The following is an 18,519-nucleotide window of genomic DNA, read 5'->3' on the forward strand; positions in this document are numbered from 1 at the left end:
CGACAGCAGCGGCGCGGCCTGCCCGGCGCCGGTCAGCAAGAACTTTCAGTGTTTCCCACGACGAGGCCGCCCTTCCCCCCGGTGGTCGGCTTCGCCATGACGACAGGAGTACCGATGCGCATCCGTACCGCGGGTGTGGTCACCGTTCTCGGCCTGGCGCTCGCCGCGTCGGGCTGCGGCGGCGACAACAGCAACGACGAACCGGCCACCAAGGCCACCTCCCAGGCGGCGGGCGGCAAGCTCGTCATCTGGGCGGACGACAAGCGCACCGCGGCCCTCAAGCCGTTCGCCGAGAAGTTCGGCCAGGACAACGGCGTCACCGTCGAGGTGCAGGCCGTCTCCAAGGACCTCCAGACCAACTTCGTCACCGCCTCCCAGCAGGGCAGCGGCCCGGACGTGGTGGTCGGCGCGCACGACTGGATCGGCAACCTGGTGCAGAACGGGGCCATCGACCCGGTGCAGCTCGCCGCCGAGCAGAAGTCCGGCTTCAACGAGACCGCGATCAAGGCGGTGACGTTCAACGGTCAGCTCTACGGCGTCCCATACGCCACCGAGAACGTCGCGCTGATCCGCAACACCGCGCTGGCCCCCGAGGCACCCAAGACGATCGAGGACCTCGTCGCCACCGGCAAGAAGCTCAAGGCCGACAAGAAGGCCAGCGAGATCCTCTGCCTCCAGTCCGGACAGAACGGCGACGCCTACCACATCTACCCGCTCTACACCTCGGCCGGCGGGTACCTCTTCGGCACCGCCGCCAACGGCGACTACGACCCCAAGGACCTCGGCGTGGGCAAGCCGGAGTCGATCGCGGCCTTCCAGAAGATCGCGAAGCTCGGTGAGAAGGGCGACGGCGCGCTCAAGCGCTCCATCACCGGCGAGAACTCGATCGCCACCTTCACCGGCAAGAAGTGCGCCTTCCTGGTCTCCGGCCCGTGGGCGATCGCCGACGCCAAGAAGGCAGGCATCTCCTACGACATCTCCCCGGTCCCCGGCTTCGCCGGTGGCAAGCAGGCCCAGCCGTTCGTCGGCGTCCAGGCGTTCTACGTCGCCGCCAAGGGCAAGAACAAGGCGCTGGCCCAGGAGTTCGTCACCAACTACGTGACCACGCCCGAGCTGGCCGTGGCGCTCTACCAGGCCGAGCCGCGCCCGCCGGCGTTGACCGCCGCGTTCGACCAGGTCAAGGGCGCCGACCCGGACCTGGCCAAGTTCTCCGAGGCGGGCAAGGGCGGCCAGGTGCTGCCGGCGATCCCGGCCATGGCCGCGATCTGGGACCCGTTCGGCAAGGCCGAAGCGGCAGTCATCGGCGGTGCCGACCCGGCGAAGACCGTCACCGCCGCCGGCAAGACGATCTCGGGTCAGATCAAGTAATGAGCACGCTGTCCGGCCCGGGACCTGCCCCGCAGGCCCCGGGCCGGGGGCCTGCGCGTTCCGGGCCCCCGGAAACCTCCCGTACCGCGCGCCAGCACGCGCCGATCACCGCGACCGGCCTCGCCGTCAAGGTGGTCCTGCTCGGCCTGGTGGCCGGGATCGCGATCTGGGCGGCCTTCCCGCTCGTCGCCGCCCGGCTCTGGGTCGGTCTCGCCGTCCTGGCGGTCACCACCGTCGGCCTGGGCTACCTCTACCTGACCCGCCGGCACATCCCGGCCAAGTACCTGGTGCCAGGAACGATCTTCCTGATCGCCTTCCAGGTCTTCCCGGTGCTCTACACCGCGAGCACCGCGTTCACGAACTTCGGCGACGGCCACCGGGGCTCCAAGGACGACGCGATCGTCGCCATCGAGACCTCCTCGGTCAAGCAGGTCCCCGGCTCCGCCGAGTACGCCCTCGCCATCGCCACCACCGGCGATCCGACCACCGGCCCGCTGGTCTTCCTGCTCACCGACCCGGGGACCGGCCGGGTCTCCGCCGGGGACGCCGACGGGCTGCGCCCACTCGACGCCGCCGACGTGACCGTCGCCGGCAGCGGCAGGGTCACCGCCGCCAAGGGCTACACCGTGCTCAACGTCGGCCAGGCCAGCGTACGCAGCGAGGAGATCACCGCCCTGGTGGTGCCGACCTCCGGGGGCGCGGTGCGCTCCAACGGCCTGTCCCGCGCCTACGAGGGCAAGGCCGTCCGGGCGTACGACCGGGGCTGCGACTGCGTCACCGACGGCGAGACCGGCAGGACCTGGACGGCCGACCCGGACACCGGTGCCTTCGTCGCCGCCGACGGCGAGCGGCTCGCCCAGGGCTGGCAGGTCGGGGTGGGGTTCAAGAACTTCGCCCGGGTGCTCACCGACCCGGACATCTCCGGCCCGTTCTTCGGCACCCTGCTGTGGAACTTCGCCTTCGCGGTCGGCTCCACCGGGTTCACCTTCGGACTCGGCATGGCGATCGCCCTGGCCCTGCACTCGCCCCGGATGCGGGGCACCAACCTCTACCGGGTGTTCCTGATCCTGCCGTACGCGATGCCGTCGTTCGCGATGCTGCTGGTCTGGCGGGACATGTTCAACACCGACTTCGGCCTGGTCAACAACCTGTTCGGGCTCGGTGTCGACTGGTTCGGCGAGGCCTGGTCGGCCCGGCTGGCGGTGTTGCTGGTGCAGCTCTGGCTCGGGTACCCGTACATGTTCCTGGTGACCACGGGCGCGCTCCAGGCGATCCCCAGGGAGCTGACCGAGGCCACCTCGGTCGACGGCGCGTCGCCCTGGCAGTCGTTCCGGGCGGTCACCCTGCCGCTGCTGCTGGTCGCGCTCTCGCCGCTGCTGATCGCGTCGTTCGCCTACAACTTCAACAACATCAACGCGATCTGGTTGACCACCGAGGGCGGCCCGTTCGCGCCGGACAACCCGACCAACGGGGCCACCGACCTGCTGATCACGTACACCTACCGGCTGGCCTTCGGCGCGCAGGGCGCCGAGTTCGGCCTGGCCGCCGCGGTGTCGATCTTCATCTTCGCGATCGTGGCCACGGTCTCGGCGGTCAGCTTCCGGCGCACCCGCCAGCAGGAGGAGGTCTACTCGTGACGACCCGTCCCCACGCCGCCGGGCCGGCGGCCCCCGCCGCACCCGTCGTCCGGTCGGATGCCGCCGGCCCGCGTGCCGGTCGGCCGGCTGCCGCGGTACGCGGTGGCCGACGTCCGGGCCGGTGGTTCACCCAGGTCGGCTGGCGGCACGTGGTCGGCGTGCTGGCGGTGGCGTTCAGCCTCTTCCCGATCCTGTTCGTGCTCTCCGCCGCACTCAACCCGCTCGGCACCCTCTCGTCGACCGAGCTGCTGCCCACCGGGGCGTCGCTGTCGAACTTCGGCGACCTGTTCGAGCGGACGGAGTTCGGCCGCTGGTTCCTCAACTCGCTGCTCATCGCGGGCGGGGCGAGCTTCGCGTCGATCTTCCTGTCCGCGCTGGCGGCGTACGCGTTCTCCCGGATGCGCTTCGCCGGGCGGCGGGTCGGGCTGCTGACCCTGCTGCTGATCCAGATGTTCCCGCAGTTCCTGGCGATCGTGGCGATCTTCCTGATCTTCACCCGGGTCACGGACCTGTGGCCGTCGATCGGCTTCAACACCCCGTGGGGACTGTTCCTGCTCTACATGGGCGGCGCGCTGGGCATGAACACCTGGCTGATGAAGGGGTTCTTCGACACCCTGCCCCGCGAGCTGGACGAGTCGGCCACGATGGACGGCGCCAGCCACGCGCAGGTCTTCTTCCGGATCATGCTGCCGCTGGTGGCGCCGATCCTGGCGGTGACCGCGCTGCTGTCGTTCATCGGCACGATCAACGAATTCATGATCGCCAACGTGTTCCTCACCGACACCGGCTCCAAGACCCTCGCGGTCGGCATGTTCGGCCTGGTGGCGGGGGAGCGGAACAACAACTTCGGGATCTTCGCGGCGGGCACCCTGCTCACCGCGATCCCCACCGTGCTGGTCTTCCAGCTCCTCCAGCGCTACATCGTCTCCGGCCTCACCGCCGGGGCCGTCAAGGGCTGAACCGAAAGGCCACGCCATGTCCCTGTCGCCGCACCACGACGGCTCGGCGCTGTACGTGCCCGAGCAGGAACCCGCCCTCGGGCAGACCGTGCCGGTCTTCGTCCGGGTACCCGACGGCACCGACGTCCGGCAGGTGCACGTCCGCACCACCGCCGACGGTGAACCGCGTTTCGTCGAGGCCACCGTCGACCGCCGCGACGGCCACGACGTGTGGTGGCGGGCCGACGTCGAGGTCCGCAACCCGGTCAGCAACTACCGGTTCATGCTGACCGGGACGACCGGCTACCGCTGGCTCAACGCCGCCGGTCAGGTCGACCACGACGTGCCCGACCACGGCGACTTCAAGCTGGTCAGCCACGCCCCGCCGCCGGCCTGGGCCCGGGACGCGGTGATCTACCAGATCTTCCCCGACCGGTTCGCCCGCTCCGCCGTCGCCGCCGACCGCACCCCGCCGGACTGGGCGATCCCCTGCGACTGGGACACCCCGGTCATCGGGTACGGCCCGCATACCCCACGCCAGTTCTACGGCGGCGACCTCGACGGCATCACCGAACGGCTCGACCACCTGGACCGGCTCGGCGTCAACACCGTCTACCTGACGCCGGTCTTCCCGGCCCGCTCCAACCACCGCTACGACGCCGCCGGCTTCGACACCGTCGATCCACTGCTCGGCGGGGAGGCGGCGCTGGTCCGGCTGGCCGACGCCGTCCGGGCCCGGGGCTGGCGGCTGCTCGGCGACATCACCAGCAACCACACCGGCGACGCGCACGAGTGGTTCACCCGCGCCCTGGCCGACGGCGACGCCCCCGAACGGGAGCTGTACTACTTCGACCCGGCCACCGGCTACGAGTCGTGGAACGGGGTGCGATCGCTGCCCAAGCTCAACTGGGGCAGCGCCGAACTGCGCCGCCGCTTCGCCACCGATCCGGACTCGCCGCTACGCCGCTGGCTGCGTCCGCCGTACGGGCTGGACGGGTGGCGGGTCGACGTGGCCAACATGACCGGGCGGCGGGGCGCGGACGCGTACACCCACGAGGTGGCGCGGTTGCTGCGGGAGGTGGTCGTGCAGACCCGCCCCGACGGGCTGCTGCTCGCCGAGCACGGTCACGACCACACCGGTGACCTGGACCGCGACGGCTGGCACGGCACGATGAACTACGTCGGCTTCACCGACCCGGTCTGGTCCTGGCTGCGCCGCGAGGGCCCTGCCCACCGGCCGGCCGGCGCACCGGGTCCTGCGGGTTCTGCGGGCGGGCGGGGGCCGGGGCCGGGGGGCTTGTCGGGGCAGGGCGGTGAGCCGGTGCCGAACTTCCTCGGGACGCCGGGCGGGGTGCGGCGGCGGGACGCCCGTGCCGTGCTCGCCACCATGGACAGCTTCCGGTCGCTGATCTCCTGGCGGTCGTACACCCATTCGTGGCAGTTGCTCGGCTCGCACGACTCGGCCCGGATCCGCACGGTGGTTGGCGACGCGGCCCGGCAGGAGGTGGCCGCCGGGCTGCTCGCCACCATGCCCGGTACCCCGGTGGTCTTCGCCGGTGACGAGCTGGGCCTGACCGGCGGCAACGGCGAGGGCTCGCGTACCCCGATGCCGTGGCACCGGCCGCAGAGCTGGGACGCCGGGACGTTCGCCGCGTACCGGGCGTTGCTGGCGTTGCGGCGGGACACCCCGGCGCTGCGGCACGGCGGACTGCGCTGGGTGCATGCGGACGCCGACACACTGGTCTTCCTACGCGAGGCGACGGCCGGCACGGTGCTGGTACTGGCCCGCCGGGCCGCCGGCCCACCGGTGCGGCTGACCGGCCTGCCGTACGGGGGCAGCGCCGCATCCCGTCCGGCCGGTGAGAACGTCTACGGGGGCGCCCCGGCCCTGCACCCGTCCGCCGACGGCAGCACCACCCTTCCCGGCGACGGCCCCACCTTCCAACTCTGGCACCTCTGACCCCCACCCCACCCGCCCCCGCGCCCCGCACCCCCACCCCACCCCGCACCCCACCCCGCACCCTCACCCCCGCACCGCCCACGCCCCCGCACCACCCCGCGCCCCGCACCTCCACACCACCCCGCCCACCCCCGCCCACCCCCGCTCCCGCCCCACCCGCGCCCGTCTTGCCCTTTCCGTGGGGGTCTCCTGGAAGATCGTGCTCGAACCTGGTTGTAGTGGCTTCCGTGCGAGCAGGCCACTACACCATGGTTCGAGCACGATCTTGAGCTGCGGAGCGTGGGCGGGCGGCCTGCCGTGGCCGGGGGAGATCACGGATTGAGCTCAGCCGGCGGGGCACCTACTACAAAGTGTCGTTGATGGGGGAGGATGGCTCGCGTGGAAGCTCTCCGACTGATCCTTCTCTACGTCCATCTGATCGGCTTCGCGCTGCTCCTCGGCGGTGCGGTCGCCCAGTACGTCAGCGGCCGGCTGCGGATCAACGCGGCCATGCTCTGGGGCTCGGTGATCCAGTTGCTGACCGGCGTGGGCCTGTCCGCGCCGCTACGTGACGGCGACGAGCCGGCCCCCGCGAAGCTTGTTACCAAGTTGGTGCTGGCCCTGCTCATCTTCGTCATGGTCTTCTTCTCCCGGAAGCGGGAGCAGGTGGCCCGTGGTCACTTCCTGGCGATCGTCGGGTTGACCCTGGTCACGGCCGCCGTGGCGGTGTTCTGGCGGTAGCCGGCGACGGTCGGCGGGGCCGCCGGGAAACGGGCGTTCGCGACACCGGGCCGGTCGGCACTGGCACGCTGAGTGATGTGCCCCACGCCCGGGTTACGCCGGGATAACGAGCGTTCAACAGTCGTGCACGATTGGCGGCCGGTGGGTGGACGGCGGGCTACGCTCCCGTCCGTAACGTGGGATGCCGGCGGCACAACGCTCGCCGGTTCAAGGGCTGCCACCGCACGAGGCGGTGAGCAATGGAAGGAGACGTCTTGCGCTCTGTGCGTGGGATGCGGATCGCCTCTGCCATCGCGGCGGGTGGGCTCGTGCTGGGTGCCGCCGCGTGTGGTGAGGCGCCGGACGACGACAACAACGCCGGTGGCAGCGGCGACAAGAAGTACAGCGCCTGCATGGTGACCGACGTCGGCGGCATCGACGACAAGTCGTTCAACACCTCCGCCTGGAAGGGCCTGGAGGAGGCCAAGAAGGCCAACGACAAGATCGACATCAAGTACGTCGCGTCCAAGGCCGAGGCGGACTACGAGGTCAACCTGACCGGGTACGTCAACCAGAAGTGCGACTTCATCCTGGCCGTCGGTGGCCTGATGCAGGACGCCACCAAGAAGATCGCCGCCGCGAACCCGAACCAGCAGTTCGGCATCGTGGACGCGAACCCGGCCACGGCCAACGTCTACCCGATGCAGTTCGACACCGCCCAGGCCGCCTTCCAGGCCGGTTACCTGGCCGCCGGGATGACCAAGAGCGGCAAGGTCGGCACCTACGGTGGCCTGCCGATCCCGCCGGTGACCATCTTCATGGACGGTTTCGCCGACGGCGTGGCGCACTACAACAAGACCAAGAGCAAGAACGTCCAGGTGCTCGGCTGGGACAAGGCGACCCAGAAGGGTTCCTTCACCAACGACTTCGCCAAGCAGGACGAGGGCAAGAAGGTCTCCGACGCGCTGGTCGCCCAGGGCGCGGACATCGTCATGCCGGTCGCCGGCGGCGCGGGCCTCGGCACCACCTCCGCGGCGAAGGCCTCGGGTGGCAAGTACTCGGTCGTCTGGGTCGACGTCGACGGCTGCGAGAGCACCCCCGACTGCGCGGCGCTGCTGACCACCGTGGTCAAGAACATCCCGGACGCCGTCAAGGACGCCGTGCTCAAGGCCGCCGGTGGCGAGAAGCTCGCCGCCACCCCGGGCTTCGTCGGCAACCTCGCCAACAACGGTGTCTCGATCGCCCCGTACCACGACTTCGACAGCAAGGTCCCGGCGGACCTCAAGGCCGAGGTCGAGAAGCTGAAGGCGGACATCGCCGCCGGCACCATCACGGTCACCTCGAAGGCCCAGCCGACCAAGTGACCGCCGCGTCGGCCGCCGCGATGGGATCATCGGCAGCGGCGGCCGGCGGGCACCAGGCATGACGACCGGCCGTCCCGGCGTACGTGGGGAATCCACGGGCGTCGGGGCGGCCGGTCCGCGCACCGGCCGGCCGGCACCCCGGTGGCCGGTCGACCGGCAGCTAGGCTGCACCATCGCTCGCACTCCAGGAGGTTGCGCTGAGACTCGAACTGCGCGGCATCACTAAGCGGTTCGGTGATCTGGTCGCCAACGATCACATCGACCTGACGGTGGAGCCTGGAGAGATCCACGCCCTGCTCGGCGAGAACGGCGCCGGCAAGTCGACCCTGATGAACGTGCTCTACGGGCTCTACCAGCCCGACGAGGGCGAGATCCTGGTCGACGGCCAGCCGCTGCGGCTCAAGGGCCCCTCGGACGCGATCCGGGCCGGGATCGGCATGGTGCACCAGCACTTCATGCTGGTGCCGGTCTTCACCGTGACCGAGAACATCATGCTCGGCGCGGAGCAGGTCCGGGGCGGCGTCGTCGGCTTCCTCGACCGGCGGCGGGCCCGCCGCGAGGTGGCGGAGGTCTCCGCCCGGTACAACCTGCGGGTCGACCCGGACGCGGTGATCGAGGACCTGCCGGTCGGCATCCAGCAGCGGGTCGAGATCGTCAAGGCGCTCACCCGCGACGTCGACCTGCTGATCCTGGACGAGCCGACCGCCGTGCTCACCCCGCAGGAGACCGAGGAGCTGCTCACGGTCATGCGGTCGCTCAAGGCGGCCGGCAAGTCGATCGTCTTCATCACCCACAAGCTCGGCGAGGTCAAGGCCATCGCCGACCGGATCACCGTGATCCGGCGGGGCCGGACCGTCGGCACCGCCTCCCCCGAGGCGAGCCGGGACGAGTTGGCCGCGCTGATGGTCGGCCGCAACGTCCGGCTCACCGTCGACAAGCAGCCCGCCACCCCGGGCCGGCCGATCCTGGAGGTCGCCGGCCTGGTCGTCGACGACGACCGGCAGATCCGCGCGGTGGACGGCATCGACCTGACCGTTCGCGCCGGTGAGGTGCTCGGCGTGGCCGGCGTGCAGGGCAACGGGCAGACCGAGCTGATCGAGGCGATCATGGGGCTGCGCCCGACGCTCGCCGGCACGGTGACCCTCGACGGCGAGCCGATCCACGGCTGGTCCACCAAGAAGGTGCTCCGCGCCGGGGTCGGCTACGTCCCCGAGGACCGCAGTGTCGACGGCCTGGTCAAGGAGTTCAGCGTCGCCGAGAACCTGGTCCTCGACATCTACGACCGGCCGCCGTTCGGCAAGGGCCTGGCGCTGCGGCCGGACGCGATCGCCTCGTCGGCGCGGGAGCGGATCGAACAGTTCGACGTGCGTACCCCGTCGGCGGACGCGGCGGTGGGCACCCTCTCCGGCGGCAACCAGCAGAAGGTGATCGTGGCCCGGGAGCTGTCCCGGCCGCTGAAGCTCTTCATCGCCGCCCAGCCCACCCGGGGCGTGGACGTCGGCTCGATCGAGTTCATCCACAGCCGGGTCATCCGCGAGCGCGACGTCGGCACCGCCGTCATGGTCGTCTCCAGCGAGTTGGACGAGGTGATCGGCCTCGCCGACCGGATCGCGGTGATGTACCGGGGCCGGATCATCGGCATCGTCGGCCCGGACACCCCGCGCGAGGAGATCGGCCTGCTGATGGCCGGCATCACCCCCGACGCCGCCGGGTCGGCCCCGGCGGGCGACCCGACCGGGGTGGCCGACGGTACGACCGGCGACGCGGCACCGACCCCCGAGAGCCCTGGCAACGAGGACGAGGCATGAGCGAGCGGCAGCGAGTGAATCATCGACACCGCGCCCCGGTGCCTCCCGCCGGCACCGCGTGCAGCGAGGTGACGGCATGAGCGACCCCAACCCGGTGTCCGGCTCCCCGGACAAGGAACCGGCGACCGAGGCGGAGCTGACCGCGACCGGCAAGGCCGACCGGGGCGCCACGATGACCGCACCGAAGCAGCCCGCGCCGGGGCCCCGGCCCACGCTGGGCCGGCTCTTCCTGGACAACCTCTGGGCCGCCAACACGGTGACCGTCACCGTCCTCGCTCTGGTGCTGGCGATGCTGGTCGGCGCGGTCCTGATCATCGTGTCGGACCCGGAGGTGCTGGCCACCTACGGCTACATCACGGCCCGCCCGGCCGACGCGCTCGACGCCAGCTGGACGGTGGTCAGCGAGGCGTACGCCAACCTGTTCAAGGGGGCGGTCTTCGACCCGGAGGCGTCCGGCTTCACCGCCGCGATGAGCCCGATCTCGGAGACCCTCACCTACACCGCGCCACTGGTGTTCACCGGCCTGTCGGTCGCGCTCGCCTTCCGGGGCGGGCTGTTCAACATCGGCGCGCAGGGCCAGGCGACGATGGGCGTGATCCTGGCCGCCGTGGCCGGGTTCGCGTTGCCGCTGCCGCCGGTGGTGCACCTGGTCGTCGCGTTGATCGCCGGTGCGGTCGGCGGCGCGGTCTGGGGTTTCGTCCCCGGCATCCTCAAGGCCCGGACCGGTGCGCACGAGGTGATCAACACGATCATGCTCAACTACGTCGCGGTCTACTTCCTGTCCTGGATCATCGTGCAGAACGGTGTGCAGAACCCGGACCGGGCGGACGCGATCAGCCGCCCGGTCGACTCCTCCGCCGCGCTGCCCCGGCTGCTCGGCGACAACCTGCGGGTGCACGCCGGGATTCTGCTCGCGGTGCTGGCCACCTGGGCCATCGCCTGGCTGCTCAACCGGTCGACGCTCGGCTTCGAGCTGCGGGCCGTCGGGGCCAACCCGGATGCGGCGCGGACCGCCGGCATCAGCGTCACCAAGACGTACGTGCTGGTGATGGTGATCGCCGGGATGCTCGCCGGCCTCGGCGGCAGCCAGATGGTGCTGGGCTCCACCGCGAACGCGCTCACCCCGCTGGTGATCGCGCAGATCGGCTTCGACGGCATCCTGGTGGCGCTGCTCGGCCGGGTGAAGCCGTGGGGGGTGCTGCTGGCGGCGCTGCTGTTCGGCGCGCTCCAGGCCGGTGGCAACCGGATGCAGTCGTACTCCGGGATCTCGCTGGAGCTGGTCACCGTGCTCCAGGCGCTGATCGTCATCTTCATCGCCGCGCCGGCCCTGGTGAAGGCGATCTTCCAGCTCCGGGCCGCCCGTGCCGCCCGGTTGCAGACGAGCCTCGCGAAGGGCTGGTGAGGCATGTCCACCACCGCTGTTCCCGACGTCGCCGTGGCCGCGGTCGACGAGGGTTTCTGGACCCGCCCCCGTAAGGTCGGCCTGGTCCTGCTGGCGTTGGGCGTGCTCGCCGCCGTGCTGTTCGGGGCGCTAGCCACCGGCCAGCAGGCCCGGTTCACCCTCAGCGAGACCGAGGGCGGCGCGGCGCTGGAGATCCAGGGCACCCTCGGCGCGATCCTGTTCGGGGTCGTCGCCGCCGCAGCCGGCGGCGCGCTGCTGGCCGGGGTCCCGAAGCGCTGGTTCACAGTGGTCCTCGGGGTGGGGCTGGTCGGCTTCGTGCTGAGCTTCCTGTGCTGGCAGGTCTCCGCCGCCCCCGAGGGCCGCAACTTCATGCCGATGGTCAACATCGTGCGGGGCACCTTCGTCCTGGCCCTGCCGCTGGTCTTCGGTGCGCTCGCCGGGGTGCTCTGCGAGCGGTCGGGCGTGGTCAACGTCGCCATCGAGGGGCAGTTGCTGATGGGCGCGTTCAGCGGCGCGCTGTTCGGCAGCCTCAGCGGCAGCGTCTGGGTGGGTCTGGTGGCGGCGGCGATCGGCGGTGCGTTCATCTCGCTGCTGCTGGCCGTCTTCGCCATCCGCTACCTGGTCGACCAGGTCGTCATGGGGGTGGTGCTCAACCTGCTGGCGGTCGGCGTCACCGGCTTCCTCTACGAGCGGCTGATGCAGACCAACGCCGACAAGTACAACAGTGCGCCGCGCTTCGGCAACTGGGAGATCCCGCTGCTGAAGGACATCCCGCTGCTCGGCCCGGCGCTGTTCCGGGGCAACATCTTCCTCTATCTCGGCCTGCTGCTGGTGCTCGTCATCCACCTCGCGCTGTTCCGGACCCGGTGGGGTCTGCGGACCAGGTCGGTGGGCGAGCACCCGACCGCCGCCGACACCCTCGGGGTCAAGGTGCTGGGCCTGCGCTACCGCAACGTGCTGCTGGCCGGGGTGGTCGCCGGCATCGGTGGCGCGTCGTACACCCTGGCGCTCTACAGCTTCACCAAGAACATGATCGGCGGTAAGGGCTTCATCGCCCTGGCCGCGTTGATCTTCGGCCGGTGGAGCCCGACGGGGGCGCTGCTCGCCGCGCTGTTCTTCGGCTTCGCCGACCAGCTCGCCACCTACCTCGGCGCGATCGGCAGCAGCATCCCCAGCCAGTTCCTGGCCATGCTGCCCTACCTGGCGACCATCCTGGCGGTGGCCGGGCTGGTCGGTCGGGTCCGGGCGCCCGCCGCCGACGGCAAGCCGTACGTCAAGGGCTGAGAGACCGGCCCGGTGCGGGCCCGGCGGGGACCTCCCTGCCGGGCCCGCACCGTTCCCGACGACGCCGTCCGGGTACGGCCCGCCGGGCGGCGGTGGACGACGGGCGGCTGACCGGCACCCTTCCCGCACCCGGGCGGGGTGACCTGGGCAGAATGAGGGGATGAGCGAGATCGACTGGGAGCGTCTGCGGGCCGCCGCCACCGAGGTGATGCGGCACGCCTACGTGCCGTACTCGAAGTTCCCGGTCGGCGCGGCGGCCCTGGTCGACGACGGCCGGGTGGTGGTCGGCTGCAACGTGGAGAACGCCGGCTACGGGGTGACCCTCTGCGCCGAGTGCGGGGTGGTGTCGGCGCTGCACGCGACCGGCGGCGGGCGGCTGGTCGCGATGTCCTGCGTCGACGCGAACGGTGAGCCGCTGATGCCGTGCGGCCGGTGCCGGCAACTGCTCTGGGAGAACGGCGGCCCGGAGTGCCTGGTCGAGTCGAGGACGGGCCCGCTGCGGATGGCGGAGCTGCTGCCGCACGCCTTCGACGTGGCCGACATCGAGGCGGTCGTCGGCGGGACCCCGGTGCCGGTGGTGCCGGACCGGTTGGCCGCCTGGCGGGGCCGGGGCACCGTCTTCGTGCACCCGGACCTCTCCGCCGGGCAGCAGATCTGGACGGCGTACTGGGAGCGGTCGGCGGGGGACACCGACGAGGCGGGGCCCGGGGTGCTGGAGGAGGCGCCGAGCTGGGGCGACCCGGCGGAGGCGATCAACTGGGGACTGGCCCGGACGCCGAGGGTCGTGGTGGTGGACGCGGAGGGCACCATCTTCTGGGCCGGCGAGGGTGAGCCGCCGCTGGAGATCCCGGCCCGTTGGGCCGCCTCCTGACCCGTCCGGCCCTCACGCCGGTTACTGCAACGACTTCAGAAGGAACTCAACGGTGAGTGCTTTTACCGCGGTCGACGTCATCCGGGCCAAACGGGACGGGGGTGTGCTCAGCGACGGTCAGATCGACTGGGTGGTCGACGCGTACACCCGGGGGCTGGTGGCCGACGAGCAGATGTCGGCGCTGGCCATGGCGATCCTGCTGCGCGGCATGACGGCGGCGGAGATCGCCAGGTGGACCGCCGCGATGATCGCCAGCGGGGAGCGGCTGGACCTGTCGGCGGTGGCCCGGCCGACGGTCGACAAGCACTCCACCGGCGGCGTCGGCGACAAGATCACCCTGCCGCTCACCCCACTCGTCGCGGCCTGCGGCGGTGCGGTGCCGCAGCTCTCCGGCCGGGGGCTCGGGCACACCGGCGGCACGCTGGACAAGCTGGAGTCGATCCCCGGCTGGCGGGCGGCGCTGAGCAACGACGAGTTCATCGCCCAGCTCCGCGACGTCGGCGCGGTGATCTGCGCGGCCGGCGCCGCACTCGCCCCGGCCGACCGCAAGCTGTACGCGTTGCGCGACGTCACCGGCACCGTGGAGGCGATCCCGCTGATCGCCAGCTCGATCATGAGCAAGAAGATCGCCGAGGGCACCGGGGCGCTGGTCCTCGACGTCAAGGTCGGCTCCGGCGCGTTCATGAAGAACGTGGCCGACGCCCGCGAGCTGGCCCGGACCATGGTGGCGCTCGGGGACGCCCACGGGGTGCGCACGGTCGCCCTGCTCACCGACATGTCCACCCCGCTCGGTCTGACCGTCGGCAACGCGATCGAGGTGACCGAGTCGGTGCAGGTGCTCGCCGGTGGTGGCCCGGCCGACGTGGTGGAGCTGACCCTGGCGTTGGCCCGGGAGATGCTCGACGCGGCCGGTCTGCCCGACGCCGACCCGGCCGCCGCGCTGCGCGACGGGCGGGCGATGGACGCCTGGCGGGCGATGATCCGCGCCCAGGGTGGGGACCCCGACGCCCCGCTGCCGACGGCCCACGAGACCGAGGTGGTCCGGGCCGACACCGACGGCTACGTCGAGTCGGTCGACGCGTACGCCATCGGGGTGGCCGCGTGGCGGCTCGGCGCCGGCCGGGCCCGCAAGGAGGACCCGGTCAGTGCCGCCGCCGGGGTGGTGCTGCACAAGCGGCCCGGCGACCCGGTGCGGGTCGGCGAACCGCTGTACGAGCTGCGCGCCGACGATGCGACCCGACTGCCGGCGGCGGCTGCGGAGGCCGCCCGCGCGGTGCGGGTGTCGACCGTCGCGCCGACGACGTCGCCGCTGGTCATCGAGCGGATCGGCTGACAGGTCGTCACCCCTGGCGGCCGGTCGACCGACAGGGGTCGGCCGGCATGGTGCCGGTCGCAACGGAACGCTATCCTCCCTGGTCAGGGGGACCGAACGGCGGTGACGCCGCGTGAGCAGACAGGGAATCCGATCGTGCTGGTAGCCGCGCCCGATCCCCGCGAGGTCCGCGAGGCGAGCCTCGACGAGTTGTCCCGGCTGCGCCTGCCCCTGCCACCGACCCAGTTTCCCCTGGTCTGGGAGCCGGGCGACGAGATCGAACTGCGTCCCACCGTGGAGATCGAGGCCCGCATCGCGGTGCTGCACCTGATCCTGGCCCGCTGCTTCGGGATGCCGGCGCAGACGGCGATGAGCTGGTTGCTCGACTCCCACCTGGTCGACATGGTCACCCCGCCCGAGTGGCAGTTCGTGGTGGGCGGCAAGGGCGACCACCGCTCGTTCGTCCTGCACCACGACGCGCTCTTCTCGCTGTCCTGGGTGCTGGGCCTGAGCAAGCAGCTCGACCCGACCATCCCGGTGGACGAACGGCTGGTGGAGCGGATGCCGTACCTGGCCGGGGGGGAGACCTTCGGCCAGTGGCGGGCCCGCATCCTGGCCGCCCCGCAGCACCCGGCGGACGCCGCCGCCCTGCTCGACCTGCACTACTGCCTGGACTGGGCGTACCTGGAGGTGGAGAAGTCGGGGCACCGGCTGCCCGGCCTGGTGGACGCGAACGCGATCGGCCAGCGCCGGTGGGCGTTGGAGTGGGCGGTGATGCTGCGCGGCCCGTACCACGACGAGCCGCCGGGCTGGGAAGAGGTCGACCTGTCCACCTGAGCCGGTGGCCCGCCAGGCCCCTCGTGGGCCAGTGGGCCGGCGGGTCCCCGGGCACGTCGTGGTCGACGGGGGCGGTCCCTCTGGTGACGCCGTGGTCAGCGGGGACGCCAGGTGGTCAGGCGTACCGACGCGGTCACCGTGACCGGGGTGGGCAGCGCGTCGATCGCGGCGGCGAGCCGCGCCGGGTCGGTGTGCCAGGCGCTCGGCCCCATCCCGACCAGGGTGGCCACCTCGGCCCGGTCGAGGGTGAGCCGGGCGGTGTGCACGGCGGTGTGCTCCGGGGTGAACCGCCCGGCGAGGCTGTCGGCGACCCGGTCGGCCTTGGCCGGGTCGACCCGCAGCAGCCCGAGCACGTCGACCAGCTCGGCGAGGTGGGCGTCGGTGGGGGTGACCACCAGCAGCACCCCGGCGGGGTGCAGCACCCGGTGGAACTCGTCGCCGTTGCGCGGGGCGAAGACGTCGAGCAGCACGGCCACCGACCGGTCGGCCAGCGGTAACCGCTGCCAGGTGTCGGCGAGCGCGGCGGCGGCCCGGGGGTGGGCGCGGGCGGCGCGGCGCAGCGCCGGCTTGGCGACGTCCAGGGCCAGACCCACGGCGTCGGGCAGCGCCGCCAGCACCGCCGCGAGGTGCCGCCCGGTGCCCGCCCCGGCCTCCACCACCAGCGGGTACGCCCCGAAGCCCACCCGCTCCGACCCGCCTGCCGCCCGGTCCACCTCCCCGCTCGCCTCGGCCGGTCCGCTCGCGGCTGCCGGCCCGACCTGGGCTGCCGGTCCGCTGACCTGGGCCGGCCCATTTCCCGTTGCCGGGGTCGATGCTGGCAGCCTGTTCGCGGCTGCCGGTCCGGTCGGGTCGGCCGGTTCGCTCGCTTCGGCCGGTTCGGCCGCTTCGGCGGGGTCGGTGGGCGTTGACAGGGCGGATGCCGCCGCCTCGGCCAGGGTGGACGAGATCATGTCGTAGTGCCCGGCGGCCAGGAAGTCGGCGCGGGCGGCGACCATCTCGGCGGTGTCCCCGACGTGCGGGGCCCGGCCGGCGAGCAGGGTGACGTACCCCTGGCGGGCCAGGTCGAAGCTGTGCCGGCGGGGGCAGCGCAACGCGCGGGTGTCGGTGGCGGCGGCCAGCGGCTGGGTGCAGACCGGGCAGCGCAGCCGGGCGACGATCTGTGGGTGCGTCGCGTCGACGGGCTGCTCGAACGGGTGCGGCGCGGTCACCCGCAGCAGCCTACGGCGCACGGCCGGCCGGGCCGCCGGCATGTCTGCCCGATGCGCGGGTCCCGCGCCCGGGTCGGCGGGTCGGCGGGTCAGCGGGTCGGCGGGTCGGCGGGTCGGCGGGTCGGCGTGAGCCTGATCGCGGTCCGTTGGGGGGCGTGACTAGGGTCGGGGGATGGTCGCAATCCGATACGAGGACATCGTCAAGGTCCCGAAGGCGCTGCTGCACGATCATCTCGACGGCGGCCTGCGGCCGGCGACGGTCGTCGAGCTGGCCGCCGAGGTGGGGCACGAGCTGCCGAGCACCGATCCGGAGGCGCTCGGCCGGTGGTTCGCGGAGGCGGCGCACTCCGGTTCGCTGGAGCGCTACCTGGAGACGTTCGCGCACACCGTCGCGGTCATGCAGACCGCTGCGGCGCTGCGCCGGGTGGCCCGTGAGTGCGCGCTCGACCTGGCCGCCGACGGTGTGGTGTACGCCGAGGTCCGGTTCGCCCCCGAGCAGCACCTGGAGCAGAACCTCACCCTGGACGAGGTGGTCGAGGCGGTCGTCGCCGGGTTCGTGGAGGGCAGCGCGGAGGCCGCTGCGGCGGGCACCCCGATCCGGGTCGGCACCCTGCTCACCGCGATGCGGCACGCCGCCAGGTCGCAGGAGATCGCCGAGCTGGCCGTCCGGCACCGCGACGCCGGGGTGGTGGGCTTCGACATCGCGGGTGCCGAGGCCGGTTTCCCGCCCACCCGCCACCTGGACGCCTTCGAGTATCTCCAGCGGGAGAACTTCCACTTCACCATCCACGCCGGTGAGGCGTTCGGCCTGCCGTCGATCTGGCAGGCGATCCAGTGGTGCGGGGCGGACCGGCTCGGCCACGGGGTGCGGATCGTCGACGACATCACCCCGGGTCCGGTGCCGACGCTCGGCCGGCTGGCCGCGTACGTGCGGGACAAGCGGATCCCGCTGGAGCTGTGCCCGTCGTCGAACGTGCAGACCGGCGCGGTGGCGTCGATCGCCGAACACCCGATCGGGCTGCTGCGCGAGCTGCGGTTCCGGGTGACGGTGAACACCGACAACCGGCTGATGAGCGGCACGTCGATGTCGCGGGAGATGGCGCTGCTGGTGGAGAACTTCGGCTACGGCTGGAAGGAACTCCAGTGGTTCACGGTCAACGCGATGAAGAGCGCCTTCATCCCGTTCGACGAGCGGTTGGCGATCATCGACGAGGTGATCAAGCCGGCGTACGCGAAGCTGATCGGCTGACTCAGCGGTGCGGGTGGCCGGCGACCAGGTCGGCCACCCGGCGCAGGATCTCCCGCGCGTGGGCCGCCTCGGCGCCGAGGCCGGTCTGCCGGCGCAGCACCGCCGGTTCGGCGCGCAGCAGCGCCACCCCGCGCCGGATCAGCACCTTCGGCGCCTTGCGCTGCTCGGACAGGTCCCGGGCCAGCCGGCGGACGAAGGTCGCCCCGCGCGGTCGACGCAGCGCGTACGCCCCGGCGAGCAGCCCTCGTCGGCGGCACTCCTCGACGATGTCGGCGGCGAAAATCCCTTCGGCGATGAAAAGTGGCGATCCGGTCACGTCAAATGGCCGGGTGGCCACCCGGCGATCCGCACCGATCGCATAGACGGGCACTTCGGCCCGGCCCTGCTGGGCCAGTCGGTCAATTGTCTCCACGGCCGTTCCCGCGTCCCACGACTCGGGCGCGTCCCAGTCGACCAGTCCGTTTCGTCGCGGCAACGTAGGGTCATCACCGTTCTTGTAGAAGTCGTCCAGGCAGAGCACGGGAAGGCCGGTTCGTTGCGCTATATACGACTTTCCGGACCCGGAGGGGCCGGCGAGGAGCA

At 72.0% G+C, this 18,519-nt stretch carries 15 protein-coding genes; 13 read left to right on the top strand and 2 right to left on the bottom strand.

The window, feature by feature from the left end:
• The first annotated feature begins 114 nt into the window (after positions 1-114).
• The 12 genes from ACQP2H_RS04115 (at position 115) to ACQP2H_RS04170 (ending at position 15,480) form a co-directional block, all read left to right on the top strand.
• Entirely contained in the window at positions 115-1,368 is a 1,254-nt protein-coding gene (locus ACQP2H_RS04115; RefSeq protein WP_219466940.1) for a sugar ABC transporter substrate-binding protein, read from the top strand.
• Positions 1,368-3,005, top strand: coding sequence for an ABC transporter permease subunit (locus ACQP2H_RS04120; protein ID WP_363821208.1), 1,638 nt, complete (start codon positions 1,368-1,370; stop codon positions 3,003-3,005). Before ACQP2H_RS04115 ends, ACQP2H_RS04120 begins: the two co-directional genes overlap by 1 nt.
• Positions 3,006-3,154: 149 nt before the next feature.
• Positions 3,155-3,964 (top strand): sugar ABC transporter permease, encoded by an 810-nt coding sequence (locus ACQP2H_RS04125; protein WP_219470651.1) that lies wholly within the window; start codon positions 3,155-3,157, stop codon positions 3,962-3,964.
• 16 nt (positions 3,965-3,980) lie between these two features.
• On the top strand, positions 3,981-5,903 hold the full coding sequence (locus ACQP2H_RS04130; protein WP_433231159.1) for a glycoside hydrolase family 13 protein: 1,923 nt from the start codon (positions 3,981-3,983) through the stop codon (positions 5,901-5,903).
• 378 nt (positions 5,904-6,281) lie between these two features.
• On the top strand, positions 6,282-6,623 hold the full coding sequence (locus ACQP2H_RS04135) for a hypothetical protein (RefSeq protein WP_091252785.1): 342 nt from the start codon (positions 6,282-6,284) through the stop codon (positions 6,621-6,623).
• A gap of 272 nt (positions 6,624-6,895) precedes the next feature.
• Positions 6,896-7,966, top strand: a complete 1,071-nt coding sequence (locus ACQP2H_RS04140; protein WP_219470653.1) for a BMP family lipoprotein — start codon at positions 6,896-6,898, stop codon at positions 7,964-7,966.
• Positions 7,967-8,235: 269 nt separating this feature from the next.
• Positions 8,236-9,774: an ABC transporter ATP-binding protein gene (locus ACQP2H_RS04145; protein ID WP_433231161.1), complete on the top strand. Its 1,539-nt coding sequence runs from the start codon at positions 8,236-8,238 to the stop codon at positions 9,772-9,774.
• 76 nt (positions 9,775-9,850) lie between these two features.
• A complete protein-coding gene (locus ACQP2H_RS04150; RefSeq protein ID WP_219466954.1) occupies positions 9,851-11,176 on the top strand; it encodes an ABC transporter permease in 1,326 nt (441 codons plus the stop codon).
• Positions 11,177-11,179: 3 nt separating this feature from the next.
• Complete coding sequence (locus ACQP2H_RS04155; RefSeq protein WP_219466956.1) at positions 11,180-12,460, top strand: ABC transporter permease; 1,281 nt, start codon at positions 11,180-11,182, stop codon at positions 12,458-12,460.
• Between the two features lie 160 nt (positions 12,461-12,620).
• Positions 12,621-13,331 (top strand): cytidine deaminase, encoded by a 711-nt coding sequence (locus ACQP2H_RS04160; RefSeq protein ID WP_433231164.1) that lies wholly within the window; start codon positions 12,621-12,623, stop codon positions 13,329-13,331.
• 52 nt (positions 13,332-13,383) lie between these two features.
• Positions 13,384-14,664, top strand: coding sequence for a thymidine phosphorylase (locus ACQP2H_RS04165; protein ID WP_219466964.1), 1,281 nt, complete (start codon positions 13,384-13,386; stop codon positions 14,662-14,664).
• A gap of 135 nt (positions 14,665-14,799) precedes the next feature.
• Positions 14,800-15,480, top strand: coding sequence for a DUF4272 domain-containing protein (locus ACQP2H_RS04170; protein ID WP_208568640.1), 681 nt, complete (start codon positions 14,800-14,802; stop codon positions 15,478-15,480).
• Positions 15,481-15,575: 95 nt separating this feature from the next.
• On the opposite strand, the gene ACQP2H_RS04175 is transcribed toward ACQP2H_RS04170, so the two are convergent.
• Positions 15,576-16,637 (bottom strand): putative RNA methyltransferase, encoded by a 1,062-nt coding sequence (locus tag ACQP2H_RS04175; protein WP_433233441.1) that lies wholly within the window; start codon positions 16,635-16,637, stop codon positions 15,576-15,578.
• Between the two features lie 223 nt (positions 16,638-16,860).
• Here ACQP2H_RS04175 and ACQP2H_RS04180 point away from each other — a divergent pair, with 223 nt between their 5' ends.
• Positions 16,861-17,937 carry an adenosine deaminase gene (locus ACQP2H_RS04180; RefSeq protein ID WP_208568638.1) on the top strand — a complete coding sequence of 359 codons (1,077 nt, stop codon included), beginning with the start codon at positions 16,861-16,863 and terminating at the stop codon, positions 17,935-17,937.
• Between the two features lies 1 nt (position 17,938).
• Here the strand turns inward: ACQP2H_RS04180 and ACQP2H_RS04185 are convergent, their stop codons facing one another.
• Positions 17,939-18,349, bottom strand: a complete 411-nt coding sequence (locus tag ACQP2H_RS04185; RefSeq protein ID WP_255597883.1) for a uridine kinase — start codon at positions 18,347-18,349, stop codon at positions 17,939-17,941.
• Positions 18,350-18,519 lie beyond the last annotated feature (170 nt).

Source organism: Micromonospora sp. CA-248260 (assembly GCF_050942205.1).
Classification (GTDB): domain Bacteria; phylum Actinomycetota; class Actinomycetes; order Mycobacteriales; family Micromonosporaceae; genus Micromonospora; species Micromonospora antibiotica.